The organism is Streptomyces sp. NPDC090445 (assembly GCF_044769385.1).
In the GTDB taxonomy this organism is placed as follows: Bacteria; Actinomycetota; Actinomycetes; order Streptomycetales; family Streptomycetaceae; genus Streptomyces.
Map to the genome: position 1 here is coordinate 187774 of NZ_JBIVXV010000006.1, position 16829 is coordinate 204602.

Annotated in this window: 15 protein-coding genes; 9 read left to right on the forward strand and 6 right to left on the reverse strand. The window is 75.0% G+C overall.

Features of this window, described 5'->3' with window-relative positions; translation table 11 throughout:
• Positions 1-75: 75 nt before the first annotated feature.
• The 4 genes from ACIQUT_RS15945 to ACIQUT_RS15960 all read right to left on the reverse strand — a co-directional run bounded on the left by ACIQUT_RS15945 (position 76) and on the right by ACIQUT_RS15960 (position 2014).
• The gene (locus tag ACIQUT_RS15945; RefSeq protein ID WP_403563500.1) at positions 76-732 is read right to left on the reverse strand and encodes a hypothetical protein; all 657 of its coding nucleotides are present in this window, start codon (positions 730-732) and stop codon (positions 76-78) included.
• On the reverse strand, positions 729-1289 hold the full coding sequence (locus ACIQUT_RS15950) for a transmembrane domain-containing protein (protein WP_403563502.1): 561 nt from the start codon (positions 1287-1289) through the stop codon (positions 729-731). Before ACIQUT_RS15950 ends, ACIQUT_RS15945 begins: the two co-directional genes overlap by 4 nt.
• Before the next feature lie 171 nt (positions 1290-1460).
• Positions 1461-1811 (reverse strand): PRC-barrel domain-containing protein, encoded by a 351-nt coding sequence (locus ACIQUT_RS15955; protein WP_403563503.1) that lies wholly within the window; start codon positions 1809-1811, stop codon positions 1461-1463.
• A gap of 5 nt (positions 1812-1816) precedes the next feature.
• Positions 1817-2014: a hypothetical protein gene (locus tag ACIQUT_RS15960; RefSeq protein WP_403563504.1), complete on the reverse strand. Its 198-nt coding sequence runs from the start codon at positions 2012-2014 to the stop codon at positions 1817-1819.
• Between the two features lie 98 nt (positions 2015-2112).
• On the opposite strand from ACIQUT_RS15960, the gene ACIQUT_RS15965 reads away from it, so the two are divergent.
• From ACIQUT_RS15965 to ACIQUT_RS15995, 7 genes are all read left to right on the forward strand, one after another.
• A complete protein-coding gene (locus tag ACIQUT_RS15965; RefSeq protein ID WP_403563505.1) occupies positions 2113-3381 on the forward strand; it encodes a PP2C family protein-serine/threonine phosphatase in 1269 nt (422 codons plus the stop codon).
• Positions 3382-3506: 125 nt separating this feature from the next.
• Positions 3507-4070 carry a hypothetical protein gene (locus ACIQUT_RS15970; protein WP_403563506.1) on the forward strand — a complete coding sequence of 188 codons (564 nt, stop codon included), beginning with the start codon at positions 3507-3509 and terminating at the stop codon, positions 4068-4070.
• On the forward strand, positions 4067-5131 hold the full coding sequence (locus ACIQUT_RS15975) for an NAD-dependent epimerase/dehydratase family protein (protein WP_403563507.1): 1065 nt from the start codon (positions 4067-4069) through the stop codon (positions 5129-5131). The genes ACIQUT_RS15970 and ACIQUT_RS15975 overlap by 4 nt, the downstream gene beginning before the upstream one ends.
• Positions 5132-5137: 6 nt before the next feature.
• A complete protein-coding gene (locus ACIQUT_RS15980) occupies positions 5138-5284 on the forward strand; it encodes a hypothetical protein (protein ID WP_403563508.1) in 147 nt (48 codons plus the stop codon).
• 221 nt (positions 5285-5505) lie between these two features.
• Positions 5506-6798, forward strand: a complete 1293-nt coding sequence (locus tag ACIQUT_RS15985) for a cytochrome P450 (RefSeq protein ID WP_403563509.1) — start codon at positions 5506-5508, stop codon at positions 6796-6798.
• Between the two features lie 111 nt (positions 6799-6909).
• Positions 6910-9831 carry a HAMP domain-containing protein gene (locus tag ACIQUT_RS15990; protein WP_403563673.1) on the forward strand — a complete coding sequence of 974 codons (2922 nt, stop codon included), beginning with the start codon at positions 6910-6912 and terminating at the stop codon, positions 9829-9831.
• Between the two features lie 12 nt (positions 9832-9843).
• Positions 9844-12174 carry a SpoIIE family protein phosphatase gene (locus ACIQUT_RS15995; protein WP_403563510.1) on the forward strand — a complete coding sequence of 777 codons (2331 nt, stop codon included), beginning with the start codon at positions 9844-9846 and terminating at the stop codon, positions 12172-12174.
• A 110-nt stretch (positions 12175-12284) separates the two neighbouring features.
• On the opposite strand, the gene ACIQUT_RS16000 is transcribed toward ACIQUT_RS15995, so the two are convergent.
• Positions 12285-12734, reverse strand: a complete 450-nt coding sequence (locus tag ACIQUT_RS16000) for an STAS domain-containing protein (protein ID WP_403563511.1) — start codon at positions 12732-12734, stop codon at positions 12285-12287.
• 783 nt (positions 12735-13517) lie between these two features.
• Here ACIQUT_RS16000 and ACIQUT_RS16005 point away from each other — a divergent pair.
• Entirely contained in the window at positions 13518-14354 is an 837-nt protein-coding gene (locus ACIQUT_RS16005; RefSeq protein ID WP_403563512.1) for a dienelactone hydrolase family protein, read from the forward strand.
• Positions 14355-14432: 78 nt separating this feature from the next.
• On the opposite strand, the gene ACIQUT_RS16010 is transcribed toward ACIQUT_RS16005, so the two are convergent.
• Positions 14433-15857, reverse strand: coding sequence for an MFS transporter (locus tag ACIQUT_RS16010; protein ID WP_403563513.1), 1425 nt, complete (start codon positions 15855-15857; stop codon positions 14433-14435).
• Between the two features lie 140 nt (positions 15858-15997).
• Between ACIQUT_RS16010 and ACIQUT_RS16015 the strand changes: the two genes are divergently transcribed.
• Positions 15998-16819 carry a helix-turn-helix transcriptional regulator gene (locus ACIQUT_RS16015; RefSeq protein WP_403563674.1) on the forward strand — a complete coding sequence of 274 codons (822 nt, stop codon included), beginning with the start codon at positions 15998-16000 and terminating at the stop codon, positions 16817-16819.
• The last annotated feature ends 10 nt before the right edge of the window (positions 16820-16829 follow it).

Sequence of the window (16829 nt, forward strand, 5' to 3'; positions counted from 1 at the left end):
CCGCCCCGGTGAGCGGGGGGGACGGCCCGTGCGTACGCCTCGGCACGCCGGGGCGTACGGGGTGGGGTCGGTGGGTCAGGTGGTCAGCAGGCGGTTGAAGAAGGAGCGGTAGCGCTGAAGGGCGAGGCGGAGGTCCTCGGTGGGGACGTCGCCGCCGCTGCTCCACTGCTTCTCCAGGCCCTCCTTGTGGGACGCGAACGTGCCGGCCAGGTGCTGCATGACGGCCGCGACCAGGCTGTCCGCGGCGCGGACGGACTCCTTGGGGTCGTCGACGAAGCCCGTCTGGATCCGGCTCCACTGGTCGCGGAAGTCCGCGGCCTCGGACTCCGGCATCAGGGGCGTCGAGTCCGGCGAGTCCGTCGAGTCCGGCTCTTCCGTCCTCCGTGCGGCCGCGGTGTCCGCTTGCGCCGTGTCCGCTTCCGCCCTGTCGCTTCTCGCCGTCGCGGCCGTCAGGCCGCTCGTGTCCGCCGGGTCCGGGCGATTCGCGTCCGGGCGGTCCGTGTCCGGGCGGTCCGTGTCCGGGCGGTCCGTGTCCGCGTCCTCCCGGAGGTCCGCGTCCGGCCGTGTGCCGGTCGTGGTCGCGGTCGTGTCGTCCACGGGGGTGGCGTCGCCCGGATAGGCCGGCTTGCGTCCGGCTGTGTCCGCCGCGTCGGGGTCGGGGTCCATGCGCGGGCGCGCCAGTTCCTCGGTGGTCAGCCCTTCACGGGATGCGAGGGTCTCGTCGTGCTTCATCTCTCCTCCGTCCGGCTGCCCGCGCCCGAGGGTGCGACCAGGAGTTCGTCGAACAGGGCGCGGTAGTGCACCATCGCCCCGCGGAGCTCCTCGGTGGTGGCGTGCCCGCTGCCGCGGGCCTGGACGTCGTGGGCGTCGCGGTAGTGCTCCAGGGTGCGGCCGTGCTCGACGGACAGGTCCTGGAGCTGCTGCTCGTAGCCCTCCGTGGGATAGCCGCGCTCGCGCATGAGGCGGGTGACCAGGGAGTCGGCCTCGGAGACCGTGCTCTCGGGCCGGTCCACGAAGTGTTCCTGCACGTGGCTCCAGTCCTCGGCGTACTGCTGTCTCAGGTCGGGCGGCAGCTCCCGTATCTCCAGGGCGTCGTGCCGCCGTTCGCGGTCGCGCAGCTCGCGGTCGGCCGGGAGCCGTCCGCCCGCGTCCTCGACGGTGCGCTCGTACTCGGGGCCGAACCGGTGCTTGAGGTGGCGTCGCCTCGACAGCGCCCACAGGCCGACACCGATCAGGACGAGCACGATGACGGACGGGACGATGATGGCGACAAGGGTTTCGGTTGACATCTCGGCCTCCAGGGCCATCCGTTGAAGCTGGCCCGCGCCTGCCCCTTGCCTCCGTGTTCAAACACCCCGTCCCTGCCGTCCCTGCCGTCGCGGCCGTCCCCCGGTCGCGGCACCGCGGCCCCCCGGCCCGGAGGGCGCGGGGGGCCGCGGCGTGGCGCGGGTGACGGGGGCTCAGTGCTCGGACGGGCCGTAGTAGCTGCCCAGGCTCTCGTGGTAGCCCGAGTCGCCGAGGTGCTTGTCCTTGTCGAACTCGGGTGCGTTCTTGATCTGTTCCTTGGTGCGGTCCACGTAGATCTTCTTGTCGTCGACGTCGATCCCGCTGACGGTGCCGGCCGGGATGAGGACTTCCTTGCCGAAGATCCACGGGCCGGTGTCGACGACGAGGTACGCGGCTCCGACCTCGTCGGAGTGTTTGTCGACCTTTCCGATGCTGCCGTCCGTGGCCTCCACCTTGAAGCCGGTCAGGTCCATGCCCGGGAGCCGGGCAACGGTCACTCGATAGGCCCACATGCTCTGCGTCACGGCCATCAACTCCTTGTCCTTGATCGCGTGTTGCGGCTCCTTCGCAGCTCCCTCAGGTCCGGCAGGTCCGGCAGGTCCCACAGCCGGGCGTCGTCGACGCGGAAGTGCGGTCGGGCATGCTCCACGCGTCGGGACCCCTGCTCGCCGAGCCACGGGAAGCAGTGGTCGGAGATGGCGGTCATCGTGTGGCCGATGCGCACCATGCACGGCGTCTGACCCCTCCGGCCCGGTCCAAACCCCGGAGGGCCGCGCCGGCTCCGCCGGCCGGGACACGCCGGTGCGCCCGGGATACCGTCGAGGGATGGACGGTGGGCAGGCCGATGTGCACGGGGCGCTGGCGCGGGCGCTGCGCCGGAGCCATCACATCGGCCCCGGCGAGGTGGCCGGTCTGGTCGTCGGCACGGGCCGGGAGCTGGGCCTGTCCGGGGTCCGGATCCTGCTCGCCGACGTCCAGCAGCGCCGTCTGGTGCCCCTGACCGGCGGGGCGGCCCTGGACATCGACGGCTCCCTCGCCGGCCTCGCCTACCGGACCCAGCGGGTGCAGCGCGAGTCGGGCGGCGGCCGCGGCTGCTGGGTTCCCATGGCCGACGGGATCGAGCGGCTCGGCGTGCTGTACGCGGCCCCGGACGAGGGCAGAGCCGGAACCGGAGCCGGGGCCGAGGCCGAGGCCAGGGCCGGGGCGGGGTCCGAGACCGGGGCCGGGGCCGAGACCGAGGAGCGGGCGGATGCCCTCGCCACGCTCGCGACGCTCCTGCTGGTCTCCAAGAGCACGCACGACGACGGGCTGATCACGGCCGTCCGCAGCCGTCCGATGAGCCACCAGGCCGAACTCGTGTGGGCCATCCTGCCGCCGCGGACCATCGGCAGCCGGCGGGTCACCTCCAGTGCGGTCCTCGAACCGGCCTACGACGTCGGCGGGGACGCCTTCGACCACAGCTTCGACGGCGACGTCCTGCAGCTGGCCGTGCTGGACGCGATGGGGCACGACCTTGCCTCCGGCGGGGCGAGCGCCATCGCGCTGGCGGCGTGCCGGGCGGCCCGGCGTGACGACACCGAGGTCTCGGGCGGCTCCGGCGTCGCCGCCCTGACCCGGGTGGCCCAGCGCATCGAGGAGGCGCTGACGCGGTGGATCCCGGACCGTCTGCTGACCGGCGTCCTGGCCCGTCTCGACACCATGACGGGCCGCCTGGCCTGGGTGAACTGCGGCCACCCGCCGCCCCTGCTGATCCGCGACGGCCGGGTCGTGCCCCACGCCCTGGAGCGCACGGCGCAGCTCCCGCTCGGCCTCGGCGCGTACGGGGAGGGGCGCGAGCCGGCGGGCCATACGGTGCGGCTGCAGCCCGGGGACCGGGTGCTCGTGCACACGGACGGCGTCACCGAGGCCCGCTCCCCCGACGGCGAGACGTTCGGGGAGCAGCGGCTCACGGACATCGTCGTACGGTCCATGGCGGCGGGCGAGGCCGCTCCCGAGGCGCTGCGGCGGCTCGTGCTGAGCCTCCTCGACCACCAGGCGCACGAGCTGCGCGACGACGCGACCATCCTCCTCACGGAGTGGCACCCGCAGCACTGAACGCGACCCCTGCCATCGGACCGCCGGCGGTGTTTTCGGGAGCCCGGCGGGGGCAGGCGCCCGGGCGGACGGTCCGGCGGCCGCCCCTGCGGCCGCGCGGACACCGCGCGAAGAGGGGACCCGCCATGAAGGAACGCACCGACCTCCACGAGGGCCGGCTGCTCGCCGTCTACCTCAACGACCACCTCACCGGAGCCAACGCCGGCGTCTCGCTGATCCGGCGGATGGCCCGGCAGCACCGCGGCACCCCGATGGGGCCGCCACTGGAGCGGCTGGCCGGGCAGATCGCCGAGGACCGGGACAGCCTGCGCGAGGTCATGACCGCCTTGGACATCCCCGCGATGCACGGCCGCGCCGTGCTCGGCCGGATCGGCGAGCGGGCGGGCCGCCTCAAGCCGAACGGCCGCCTCGTGTCCCGGTCCCCGCTCAGCGACGTCATGGAGCTGGAGGCCATGCGGATCGGTGTGGAGGGCAAGGCGGCCGCCTGGCGGTCCCTGCAGGCGATCGCCTCCACCGACGTACGCCTGGACCGCGGCAGCATCGACCGGCTGCTGGAGCGCGCCCAGCGGCAGTCAGGGCTGCTGGAGAGCCTGCGGACGACTGCGTCCGACCGGGTCTTCGCTCCTTCCGTACGGCGTACGCGGACCCCTGTCCCGGCGGGGTCCGCACCGGGCGCGAAGGCGGCGTGAGGGCCGTGAAAGTCGTGGTGACGGGTGCCACCGGCAACGCGGGCACCAGTGTCGTACGGGCCCTGGCCGCCGATCCGGCGGTGACCGAGGTGATCGGCCTCGCCCGCCGGGCCCCCCGCCGGTACGAGGTGCCCGGCGTCCGGTGGGTCGCCGGGAACGTGGATCCCGGCGGGACGGATCTCGTCGGGCTGTTCGCACGGGACGGCGCGGACGCGGACGGCGTCGCGGTCGTGCACCTGGCGTGGCGGTTCCAGCCGACGCACGACCCGGCGCAGACCTGGCGGACGAACGTGCTGGGCAGCATCCGCGTCTTCGAGGCCTGCGCCCGGGCCCGGGTCGACGTGCTCGTGCACGCCTCGTCCGTGGGCGCGTACTCCCCCGGCCCGGCGGACGGCAGCCGCGTCGACGAGACCTGGCCGACGCACGGCTGGCCGGGGGCCGCGTACACGCGGGAGAAGGCGTACCTGGAGCGGTACCTCGACGGGTTCGAGGCCGCCCACCAGGGGATGCGGGTGGTGCGGATGCGGCCTGCGTTCCTGTTCAAGGAGACGTCGGCGTCGGAGCAGCGGCGGATCTTCGCAGGGCCGCTGCTGCCGTGGAAGCTGATCCGGCCGGGCCTGGTGCCGGTGCTGCCGGCCGTCGGGGGCCTGCGGTTCCAGGCCCTGCACACCGACGACGCCGCGGAGGCCTACCGGGCGGCGGTGCTGCGTCCGGTGCGCGGGCCGTTCAACCTGGCCGCGGAGCCGGTCCTGGACACCGCGTCGCTGGCCCGGCTGCTGCACGCGCGGACGCTGCCGCTGCCCGCGGGCTCGGCCCGTGCCGCCCTGGCCGCGGCCTGGCGGATGCACCTGGTGCCGGCCGCGCCGGGGCTCTTGGACGCCGTGCTGCGGCTACCGCTGCTGTACGCCGACCGGGCCCGGCAGGAGCTCGACTGGACACCCGCCCGGACGGCCACGGAGGCGATGGGCGCCTTCCTGGAGGGCCTGCAGAGCGGTTCCGGCCTCGACACCCCGCCGCTGGCCGGTGCGGGCGCAGGCATGTTCGGCGGCCGTCCGGGGTGAGGGGCCGTGACCGGTCGTGGGGTCGTACCGGTCACCTCCGCCTCCGGCGCCGAGCCGGGCACGCTGCGCCGGGCCCTCGACGGCGCGGGCGCGGTGCAGGTCGGCGTGACCCTGCCTCGGGCTGCCGTGCCGGGGCGTCGCGCGCGGGCCTGACGGGGGCGGGCGTCCGGGCCGGGTATGGCGGCCCGTGGGACCTGCCGGCCCGGCCCGGCTCCGGCCCGTTCGCCCGTACGGCCCCGGGCCGGGCGACGGAGCCGGGCGGGCTGCCGTCCGGCGGCGCCGCAGGGCTGCGCCGGTGCCGGGGGTGCCTGCCGGGGCCGGGCCGGCGGCCGTACGCGCTGCCGTCTCGCGGGCGGGCGGGCATCATGAGCCTCATGAGAGTCCCCGTGCACGGGCGGGGTGACAGCACCCTCCCCTTGCTGCTCCACGGATACGCCTGGTTGCCCAACCGGCTCCGCGAGACGGCGGGAGCCCCGGTGCGGACCCACCTGCTGGGCCACCCGGCCATCGCCCTGCACGGCCCGCAGGCGGTGCCGTTCTTCTACGACGAGCAGAACGTCCGCCGGTCCGGGGCGGTGCCGGAGCCCGTCCTGGACACCCTGTTCGGCAGGGGCTCCGTGCACACCCTCGACGGGGCGGCCCACCGGGTCCGCAAGGCCCTGTTCCTGTCCCTGCTCAAGGACCCCGACGGGGTCGCCGCGCTCACGGAGGCCGCGGTCCGGCACTGGCGGGAGACCGTCGAGGGCGACCGGGGCGGGGCCGTGGTGCTCTTCGACACGGCCGCCGAGGCGCTCGCCCGGGCCGTGTGCGAGTGGGTGGGTATGGCGCCGACCGCCGAACAGGCCCGGCTCATCGCCCACGACTGCGTGGCCATGGTCGACGGGTTCGCCGGCCCCGGGCTGCGGCACCTGCGCGCCCGGCATTCGCGTACCCGCCAGGAGGCGGCCCTCGCCGCCCTGATCACGGCGGTGCGGGAGGGCCGGCAGCAGGTCCGGGCCGGGTCCGCACTGGAGGCCGTCGCCGGCCACCGCGATGTCGACGGGCTCCCGCCGGACGAGCGGACCTGCGCGGTCGAGCTCCTCAACATCATCCGGCCGACGATCGCGATCACCTGGTTCATCACGTTCGCCGCGCACGCCCTGCACCGCCATACGGACCTCGCCGAGGAGCTCCGCACGGCGTCCGGCCGGCAGCTGCGGGACCTGAGCACGGCCTTCGCCCACGAGGTGCGGCGCTTCTACCCCTTCGTCCCGTTCGTCGGCGGGGTCGCGGCCCGGGACCTGACCTGGCAGGGCATCCGCATCCGGCAGGGCACCATGGTCCTGCTCGACGTGTACGGCCACCACCACGACCCGGCGCTGTGGGACAACCCGTACCACTTCACGCCCGCCCGCTTCACCGCCCACCCCGACGCCATGGACCGCCTGATCGCCCAGGGCGGCGGGGATCCCGCCCAGGGGCACCGCTGCCCGGGCGAGGACATCACCGTCAGCGTCCTGGCGGCGTTCACCGGCGAGCTGGCCCACCTGGACCACGACGTCCCCGACCAGGACCTGACCATCCCGCTGTCCCGGATCCCCACCCGCCCGCACAGCGGCTTCGTCCTCCGCCTCGCCCCCGCCCCGGCGGACGCCTCCGCCGGCCCGGCCTCCCGGCCCGGCGCCTGAGCCGCCGTCCACCGGCCGGAGCAGGGCAGGAGGCAGGTGGAGACCGTGGAGACCGGAGGAGACCGGTTGCCGCGGTGCGTGCAACAGTGGAATCGACGGCACGGCATGGGTGTGCACATGGACGAGACCGACCGGACGCTCGAACAACTGCTGGCGGGGCTGACCGCCGTGCGCGACGGCAACCTCGACACGCGCCTGCCCGAGGACGTGGGCGGCCTGCCCGGCAAGATCGCGGTCGTCTACAACGGGATGGTGGCGCAGCTCTCCCTCGTGACCACCGAGGTCACCCGGGTGGCGGAGGAGGTCGGCCGCCAGGGGCTGCTCGGCGGCCAGGCCCGGGTGCCGCCCGTCGGCGGTGTGTGGCGGGAGCTGACGGCCGGTGTGAACAGCATGGCCGACAACCTGACCTCGCAGGTCCGCAACATCTCCCAGGTGGCCACGGCCGTCGCCCGCGGCGACCTGACGCAGAAGATCCCGGTCGACGCCCGCGGGGAGATCCTGGAGCTGATGGAGACCATCAACACCATGGTCGAACGGCTGTCGGCGTTCGCCGAGGAGGTCACGCGGGTCGCGCGCGAGGTGGGCACGGACGGCAAGCTGGGCGGCCAGGCCACCGTGCACGGCGTCTCCGGCACCTGGAAGGACCTCACCGACAACGTGAACTCGATGGCGGACAACCTGACCAACCAGGTCCGCAACATCGCGCAGGTCACCACGGCCGTCGCCCGCGGCGACCTCACCCGCAAGATCGACGTGGACGCCCGCGGGGAGATCCTCGCGCTGAAGACGACCATCAACACGATGGTCGACCAGCTCGGCTCGTTCGCCGCCGAGGTCACCCGCGTGGCCCGGGAGGTGGGCAGCGAGGGACGGCTCGGCGGGCAGGCCGAGGTCGCGGACGTCTCCGGCACCTGGCGGCGGCTCACCGAGAACGTCAACGAGCTCGCGGGCAACCTGACCCGCCAGGTCCGCGCGATCGCCGAGGTCACCAGCGCCGTGGCCCGCGGGGACCTGACCCGGACGGTCGCCGTCGACGCCCCCGGCGAGGTCGGGGAGCTGAAGGACAACATCAACGCGATGGTCGAGTCCCTGCGCGCCACCACCCGGGCCAACGAGGAGAAGGACTGGCTGAAGACCAACCTCGCCCGGGTCTCCGGCGGCATCCAGGGGCGGCGCAGCCTGCCCACGGTGGCCGAGCTGGTCATGCGCGAGGTGCCGCCGCTGGTGCGCGCCCAGTACGGCTGCTTCTTCCTCACGCAGGACGGGGCCGACGGGCCCGAGCTCGTCGCCATCGCCTCGTACGGGCTGCCGGACGACCCGGCGGACGGGGTGCGGCGGGTGCGGGTCGGCCAGTCCCTGGTGGGCCAGGCCGCCGCCGACGGCCGCACCCTCGTCGTGGAGGACCTGCCCGCCGGGTACGCGCGGATCGCCAGCGGCACCGGGGCCGCAGACCCGTCCACGCTGATCGTGCTGCCCATCGTGGTGGAGGGGCAGGTCCTCGGCGCGCTGGAACTGGCCGCCGTCCGGCCGTTCGCGCCGCTGCACCGCGACTTCCTGGAGCAGTTCACGGAGCTGCTCGGGGCCATCGTCGGCGCCCTCGTCGCCAACGCCCGCACCGACGAGCTGCTGGGGCGGTCGCAGCAGCTGACCGCCGAACTCAGCGCCCGCTCACAGGAGTTGCAGGCCCGTCAGCGCGAACTGCAGGACAGCAACGCGGAGCTGAAGGAGAAGGCGGCCCTGCTGGCCGACCGGAACCGGGACATCGAGCGGAAGAACCTGCAGATCGAGCAGGCCCGCCAGGAGCTGGAGGAGCGGGCCCGGCAGCTGGCCCAGGCCTCCCTGTACAAGTCGGAGTTCCTGGCCAACATGAGCCACGAACTGCGCACCCCGCTCAACAGCCTGCTCATCCTGGCCCAGCTGCTCGCCCAGAACGGCGAGGGCAACCTGACCGACAAGCAGGTGGACTACGCGACCGTCATCCACTCCGCCGGCTCGGACCTGCTGCAGCTCATCAACGACATCCTGGACCTGTCGAAGGTCGAGGCTGGCCGGATGGACGTGCACCGCGAGCCCGTCTCGATCCAGCGCGTCCTGGACTACGCCGACGCCACCTTCCGGCCCGTCGCCGACGAGCGGGACCTGGAGTTCGGCGTCAGCGCGGCGCCCCGGGCCGGGGCGGGGCTGGTCACCGACGAGAGCCGGCTGCGCCAGGTGCTGCGCAACCTGCTCGCGAACGCCCTGAAGTTCACCGAGGAGGGCAGCGTCTCGCTCCGCGTCGAGCCGGCCGCCGCGGCGGAGACCCCCGCCGAACTCGGCGGCGCCGGCACCGTGCTGGCGTTCCGCGTCACCGACACCGGCATCGGCATCCCCGCCGACCGGCTGGAGTCCGTCTTCGGGGCGTTCCAGCAGGGCCACAGCGGCACCGCCCGCGCGTACGGCGGCACCGGGCTCGGGCTGTCCATCAGCCGCGAGGTGGCCCGCCTCCTCGGCGGGACCATCACCGTCGAGAGCCGGGTCGGCGAGGGCAGCTGCTTCACGCTCTACCTGCCGGAACGCGCAGGCCGGGCGGAGAAGCCGAGGGGCGAGGCCGACAGGAGCGACGCGGACGCCCGCACGGCCCCGGCCGACGGCGGGTACGGGCCGGAGGACCTGAGGGACCGGACCGTCCTCGTCGTCGACGACGACAACCGCAACGTCTACGCCCTCACCGAGACCCTGAAGTCCGCCGGACTTCAGGTGCTCACCGCCGACAACGGCACGGACGGCATCCGGCTGCTCGCCGACCACCCCGAAGTGGACCTCGTGATCATGGACCTGATGATGGCCGGCCTCGACGGGTACGCGGCCACCCGCGCCATCCGCGGCATGGCCGGGCACGCGCACGTACCCGTCGTCGTGGTCACGGCCAAGGCCATGCCCGACGACCGGTCGGAGGCCATGGCCGCCGGCGCCTCCGACTACCTGACCAAGCCGGTGGACCCGGACCTGCTGCTCACCACCGTGCGCACCTGGCTGGGCACGGCCGGGTCCTGATCGGGGGCGGGGATGGGCGTACCCGAGAGCGACCTGGCCTCGGCCGTCGCGGAGCTCACGGCCGAACTCGCCGCCCTGCGCGCCGACCGGGCCCGGCGGCGCCTGCTCGACCTGGCCTCGGGGGTGCTGGCCGCACAGCTCGGCCTGGCCCCGGCCGAGGCGGGCGACCACCTGCTGCGCCTGGCCGCCTCCTCCCGGCTGTCCGCCGTCGACCTGGCGGCGGACATCGTCAACGCGGTCTCCGGAACGCCGCCGGCCGGCTCCTCCTCGGAGGCAGTGGCCGCCGGTGCCGCGCAGGCGGCCGCAGCCGGGATCGCGGAGCCCGGCACCCCTCCGGCCGTGCAGGCCCGGCGGATCCGGCGCGGCATCGCCTCGGCGCTCACTTCCGACACCGCCTCCGAGGCCGCAACGGGCCTGATGGAGGACGGCCTGCACCGCCTGGGCGTGGAGGCGCTCTACCTGTGGCGGCGCACCCCGACCGACTGCCTGGAGCTCTCCGGCCGGGCCGGGGCCGACCCCCAGGAGGCCTCGCACTGGCGCTGGGTCCCCCCGGAGACCGACGGCCCGCTGCACCGGGCGCTGGCGGGCGGCCGTGCCCTGTGGTTCCCCGAGGGGCCGGGCGGGGCGGGGCGGCTCCCCGGCCCGCGGGCCGACGCGGCGCGGGCGGTGCTGCCGCTGGAGCACGGGGGCCGGGTGGTGGGGCTGGCACTGGCCGTCTGGCCGGCCCCGGCCGTCCTCGACGCGCGGGTACGGGCGTCCGTGGAGGCCCTGTGCGGGCCGTCCGGGCTGGTCCTGGACCAGGTCGGTGACGCCGCGGACGTCACGCCGGCGCAGCTGGCGGCCGTACTGGCGCAGCTCGACCAGCCCGCGATCGTGGTCCGGCTCGCCGCCGCCGACGGCCGCTCCCCCGCCGGCGTCAGGGCCCCGCACACCGTCGACCACCTCAACCCGGCCGCCCTGCGCGAGCGGGAGCTCCCGCCCGGCGCGGCCGGGCGGCCCGTCGCCCAGCTGTATCCCGGCCTCCACGAGGAGCTGGTGGGCCTGGTCGCCCAGGCCGGCGCGGCCGGCTCCCCCCAGTACGCAGCCGCCCTGCCCGCGCCCCCGGAAGGCGTCTCCGACCTGTCGGCGCCGGCCGGGCCGGCCATGGCCGAGGTCCGGGTACTGCCACTGGGCGGCGGGCGCGCGGTCGTGCTGTGGCGTGCGGGGGTCCGGCTCGGCCCGCCGATCGCGCGTGCCCTGGAGCGGCTGGAGCGGCTGGCCGCCTTCGAGGACGACGCGGCGGGCGGATCCCGGTGGAGCCCGTCGGCGTACCCGATCTTCGGACTCGGTCCGGACGAGCCGCCCGTGCCGCTGCGGGACCTCGGCGCCCGGCTGCACCAGGACGACACGGGCAGCCTGGACGAGCTCCTGGCCTCGCTCGCCGACCGGCACACCGGCGGCCAGGCGCTGGTACGGGTGTACCGTCCGGACGGCGGCGTGCGGCACGTCCGGATCTCCGCCGAACCCGTCCTCGCGAGCGCGGCCCTGGTCGGCGTCACCGGGGTCTACCAGGACGTCTCCGCCCAGCACCACACCGAGCTCGCGCTCAGCGCCACCTTCGACCGGCTCTCCGCAGCCCAGGCCGACGCCCTCGTCCGCAACCAGGTGGTGCTCCGGCTCCAGCAGACCATCGTCCCCGAGACCTCGGCCCTGCAGGCCGCGGCCGGCCTGGAGGTCGCGGCCCGCTACCGGCCCGCCGCCGTGGAGTACCGGGTCGGCGGCGACTGGTACGACGTGTTCCAGCTGCCCGGCGGGCGGGTGCTCGTCACCGTCGGGGACATCGCCGGGCACGGCATCGGCGCGGCCACGGCGATGGTCACGCTGCGCGGGGCGCTGCACGGGCTGGCGTTCACCGGCGGCACCCCGGGAGCGCTGATGGGCTGGCTCAACGAGGTCGCCTCGGGGACGCCGGACCACCCGACCGCGACCGCCGTGTGCGCCCTGTTCGATCCCTCGGACCGGTCGCTGTGCTGGGCGGGCGCCGGGCACCCGCCGCCGCTGCTGCTGCGCGGCGGACGGGCCCGCTTCCTGGAGGGCCCGCCGAACGTACTGCTGGGGGCGCTCCCGGGGGCCGCGTACGAGGAGACCACCAGCGGTCTGCGGGCCGGTGACACGCTGATGCTGTACACGGACGGGCTCGTGGAGCGCCGGCACACGGGACTGGACGAGAGCCTGGCCGCCCTGCGGGAGGCGTCGGAGCGGCTGGGCGCGGGCGGCGTGGAGGAGCTCGCGGACCGGCTGCTGGCGTCGGTCAGCGGGGACACGGACGACGACACCTGCCTGGTGGTCGTGCACGTGTCCTGACCGGCGGGACGGGCATCCCGCGGGCTCACGGTTCGGGCCGTACGGGCCCTGCGGGGAGTGCGGGCCCTGCGGGGAGTGCGGGGTATGCGGGCTCTGCGCGGCCGCCGGGGCTACTGGAGCCCGCCGGGGCCACCAGAGCCACGGGGGCTGCTGCCGCGGCCGTCGTCACCCGACGGCAGGGCCGCGGAGAGGTCCGGGTGGATGGCGAAGACCCCGTCCGCGCCGGTGAGGCGCAGCATCCGCGCCACCTGCCGGCCGAGCGAGGCCAGCTCCACACTGCCTCCGGCCGCCTCGGCCGCGAGCCTGGCCCGCAGCAGCATGTTCAGGCCGGTGGAGTCGCAGAAGGCCAGTCCCCCGCAGTCGACGATCAGCCGTACCGGGCCGCCGGCCGCGAGCGCGGCGTCCAGCGCCGCACGCAGCGGCTCCGCCGTGTCGTGGTCGAGTTCTCCGGACAGCAGGAGGACTACGGCGCCGTCCATCGGCCGGACCTCGACCGCAAACTGGTCGCCGGAGCCATCGCCGTGCGCTCGCTCCCGGCTTCCGGCCGCTGTCGACGCCATGGCACACCTCCTGCGGAATTCGGCCCCCGAAGCCCTGCTCCATCCGGCCCCTACCCGGTCCGTCCCACGGCATGCCTCGGGATGCGGGCCGCGTTCCCCCAGCCAGGGCCGGGGCTCCGGCAAAACCGGGGGCGCGTGCGCCGGGCGCCCGTACGGGCGGATTCACGCCGGTCGGGCCCGCCGCGCCGTCATCCCGGTCGGCCTCCGCCCCGACAGGCCGAACAGACATCCCCTCGTGTGACCGTCACCGTCGAATCGCCCCCGTACCGCCGCGCCGACCGCCTGCCGCCTGCCGCCTGCCGCCTGCCGCCTGCCGCCTGCCGCCTGCCGCCTGCCGCCTGCCGCGGAGCGGTTCCCCACCCCGCCCCTTCCCGAAACCGGCCTCTGCCCGGACCCTCCCCCGGACTTCGTCCGGGGGACTCCCACGGGCGCTTCGCGCCCGGTGCGCTCAAACGCGGGCTGGATATTCCGGCCTCGCCGGCGTTTGAGGCGCGGGGTCCGTGGCGGAGCCCCGGTTTCGCGCGCGGCTGGGCTGTCCGCGGCGCAGCGGGACCTGGCGGCCGTCGCCGGGGTGCACTCGGTGAGCGTGCCGCCGGGGCTGGGCCGGGATCCGGCCGGCGGTGGCCCGCACCGGAATCCCCCGGCGGAGACAGTGCCACAACTCCCCGTGGGTCCCGGGCCGGTGGCGGTGCTTGCAGTGGCGACGGCGACGGCGACGGCCGGAGCGTGGATACTGCCGGAGGCACGCATCCCCCACCGCACGCCTTCCCCTGAGAGGTCACGATGAGCGCAGCCGCCGCGCCCGTATCCACGCTGAACGGATGGCGCCGGGAGCAGTTCTCCTGGCGCGGCATCACCCACGACTGCTTCGAGCGGGGCGAGGGGCCCGGCGTCGTCCTGATGCCGGAACTGCCCGGGATCACCCCGGAGGTGCTCGGCCTGGCGCAGCACCTGGTCGACAGCGGGTTCACGGTCGTCATGCCGTCGCTGTTCGGCAGCCCGGGCGCGCCGTCCGTGTCCGCCGGGTCGTTCGCGGCCGTCGCACGCGCCTGTGTCTCCCGGGAGTTCCTCGCCTTCGCCACCAACGCCCGGCGGCCCGTGACCGAATGGCTGCGGGCGCTGGCCCGCAGCCTCGACGCGCGGACGCCGGGGCCGGGCGTCGGGGTCATCGGGCTGTGCTTCACGGGCGGGTTCGCCCTGGCGGTGGCCGTGGACGACACGGTGCTCGCCGCCGTGATGGGCCAGCCCTCGCTGCCGCTCCCGGTCACCGCGGCGCACCGCGCGGACCCGGGCCTGTCGGAGGAGGAGCTGGGTGACGTCACCCGGCGCATGCGGGACGACGGGCTGTGCGTCCTGGGCATGCGGTTCACCGGGGACCCGCTGGTCCCCGGGCAGCGCTTCGAGACCCTGCGGCGCCGGCTCGGCGACGCCTTCGAGTACATCGAGCTCGACTCCCGGCCCGGCAACCCGGGCGGCTTCGGCAAGAGCGCCCACTCGGTGCTGACCCGCGAGGTGCGGGAGGCCCCCGGGCATCCCGCCCTGGCCGTCCGCGAGCGGACGGTGGCGTTCCTGCGGCGCCGACTGGTCCCGGCGCCGACGGCCGAGCCGGAGGCCGTCTGACCGGAGGCCCCGTCCGGCCGCCGGGACAGGCGGCCGGACGGGGGCGAGGGCCGGGGCGAGGGCGGCCCGGGGCTCCGTTCAGGCGTCGCGGCGGCGCAGGCCGAGGGCGGTCAGGGCGGCCGCGGCGAGGACGATCACCGCGTCGAGCGCCAGCACGGTGCGCACCCCGTCGAAGAGGGAGGTACCGGTGGTGGCGAGGACGCCGAGGAGCGGGATGCCGATGGTGAGCCCGACCTGCTGGGTGGTGGTGACGAGGCCGGTGGCCAGGCCCTGTTCCTCGTCCGGGACGCCGCTGGTGACGGTGAGCCCGTAGGCGATGATCGCGCCGAGGTGGAACATGCTGGCGATGGAGACGGCGGCGGTCGCGAGCAGGGCTCCGGAGCTGCTGCCGACGGCGAGGAGTGCCGCGGTGAACAGGCCCTGGCCGACCAGGGAGCCGATCAGGGTGCGGCGGGGTCCGAAGCGGCCGATGACCTTGGGCGCGTACGAGCCCGCCAGCGCCGAGGCGATGCCCTGGACGCCGAAGACGAGTCCGGTCCGGAACGAGGACAGGCCCAGCGTCTCCTGGAGGTAGAGGGTCAGGACGAAGATGACGGTGGACATCATCGAGAAGGTGATCAGGCCGCCGGCGTTGCCCCAGGCGACCGTGCCCCGCCGGAGCATCGGCAGCGAGACCAGCGGGGCCGCGGCCCTCGACTCCACGACGGCGAACGCGGTGAGGAGGACGAGGCCGGCGGCGAGGGTGGCCGGGACGTCGGCGCCGCCGAAGCCTCGCTGGGCCGCCGTGGAGAGGGCGTAGATCAGGGCGAGGAGGCCGCCGGTGACGGTGACGGCGCCGGGGACGTCCAGGCGCGGCCGCTCGGGGGTGCGCGACTCCGGCAGCAGGGCGGGGGCGAGGACGAGGATGGTCAGCGCGGTGACCGCGAGCAGGGCCATGGTGGAGCGCCAGCCCAGGGTGTCGGTCATGACGCCGCCGAGGAGCATGCCGACGGTGAAGCCGAGGGAGAGGAGGGTGCCGGAGATGCCGAGTGCCTTGTCGCGCAGCGGGCCCTCGGGGAACGTCGTGGTCAGCAGGGACATGCCGGTCGGCACGACGGCCGCCGCGCCGAGGCCCTGCAGGGCGCGCCCGGCGAGGAAGGACGCCGGGTCCCAGGCGAGGGTGGCGAGCAGCGAGGCGGCACCGAAGAGGGCGAGACCGGCGAGGAAGAGCCGCTTGCGGCCGTACAGGTCGCCGATGCGGCCGAAGAGGAGGAGGAAGCCGCCGGAGGGCAGGGCGAAGGCGGTGACCGCCCACTGGAGCGCCGCCTGGCTCAGGCCCAGGTCCCGGCCGAGGGCGGGGAGGGCCACGTTCAGCACGGAGAAGTCGAGCGCCACCATGAACTGGGCTGCGCAGAGCACGAAGAGGACCAGCTTGGCCCGGCCGGTGAGCTGCGGGGCGCCGGCGCCGTGGTCCGCGGGTGCGCCAGGGGCGGTGGTCGCGGTGGGGGGTGTGTCGATTGCCATGGGCACCACCCTCGCGGCCCGGGAATGCCCGTGGAGAGTGGGAACTTATCCTGTTGCCGGCACCACCAGGCAGCCGACAGGGGGAGTTCGTGGCCACACCGATCGACAGGCACCGCCGTACCGAGCTGCGGGAATTCCTGATGAGCCGGCGGGCCCGGATCACCCCCGCGCAGGCCGGGCTGCCGGACGGCGGGGCCCGCCGCCGGACGCCGGGGCTGCGCAGGGAAGAGGTCGCGGTGCTGGCCGGGGTGGGGGCGTCCTGGTACCAGTGGCTGGAGCAGGGCCGTGACATCACGGTGTCTCCGCAGGTCCTGGATTCGGTGGGGCGGGTGCTGCGGCTGTCGAGCGCCGAGCGGAGGCACCTGTACGTGCTGGCGGGGCTGAACCCGCCCGCCCTTGTGGTCGAGGCGGCGGACCGGGACATGTGCCACGGTCTGAAGCGGCTCATCGAAGCCTGGATGCCGTTCCCGGCGCACATCATGGACGCGTACTGGAACACGGTGATGTACAACGACGCGGCCGCGCTGGTGCTCGGCATGCGGCCCGAGATCGTGCAGAACTGCCTGGTCGCCTTCTTCACCGACCCGATCTACCGGGCGCGTTCGAAGCACTGGGAGGAGATCGCGTGCAGTGTGGTCGCCCAGTTCCGGGCGGCGTGCTCCGAATGCCCGGACGACGAGGGCTTCCTGGCGGTGGTGGAGGAGGCGAGGGAACTCAGCCCGGAGTTCGCGGCGTTGTGGGAGCGCCGGGATGTCCGGCCGGGCGGCCAGCTGCGCAAGGAGATCGAACACCCCGTGGTGGGGCCGCTGTTCTTCGAGTCCACGCAGCTGCGGGTACCGGCCCGCCCGGACCTGGCGATCGTCCTGCACACCCCGCTGCCGGCCACGGAGACGGCCGAGAAGCTGGAGTGGCTGACCTCCCCGGAGGGCCGGCGGGGGGCGATGTACCCGGTCGCGGGCTGAGCCCGGGCCC

Bases quoted from the DNA above. Each gene is read 5' to 3' on its own strand.
- ACIQUT_RS15945 (WP_403563500.1), bottom strand. From the start codon at position 732: ATGAAGCACGACGAGACCCTCGCATCCCGTGAAGGGCTGACCACCGAG.
- ACIQUT_RS15950 (WP_403563502.1), bottom strand. From the start codon at position 1,289: ATGTCAACCGAAACCCTTGTCGCCATCATCGTCCCGTCCGTCATCGTG.
- ACIQUT_RS15960 (WP_403563504.1), bottom strand. From the start codon at position 2,014: ATGGTGCGCATCGGCCACACGATGACCGCCATCTCCGACCACTGCTTC.
- ACIQUT_RS15965 (WP_403563505.1), top strand. From the start codon at position 2,113: ATGGACGGTGGGCAGGCCGATGTGCACGGGGCGCTGGCGCGGGCGCTG.
- ACIQUT_RS15970 (WP_403563506.1), top strand. From the start codon at position 3,507: ATGAAGGAACGCACCGACCTCCACGAGGGCCGGCTGCTCGCCGTCTAC.
- ACIQUT_RS15985 (WP_403563509.1), top strand. From the start codon at position 5,506: ATGAGAGTCCCCGTGCACGGGCGGGGTGACAGCACCCTCCCCTTGCTG.
- ACIQUT_RS15995 (WP_403563510.1), top strand. From the start codon at position 9,844: ATGGGCGTACCCGAGAGCGACCTGGCCTCGGCCGTCGCGGAGCTCACG.
- ACIQUT_RS16000 (WP_403563511.1), bottom strand. From the start codon at position 12,734: ATGGCGTCGACAGCGGCCGGAAGCCGGGAGCGAGCGCACGGCGATGGC.
- ACIQUT_RS16005 (WP_403563512.1), top strand. From the start codon at position 13,518: ATGAGCGCAGCCGCCGCGCCCGTATCCACGCTGAACGGATGGCGCCGG.
- ACIQUT_RS16010 (WP_403563513.1), bottom strand. From the start codon at position 15,857: ATGGCAATCGACACACCCCCCACCGCGACCACCGCCCCTGGCGCACCC.
- ACIQUT_RS16015 (WP_403563674.1), top strand. From the start codon at position 15,998: ATGAGCCGGCGGGCCCGGATCACCCCCGCGCAGGCCGGGCTGCCGGAC.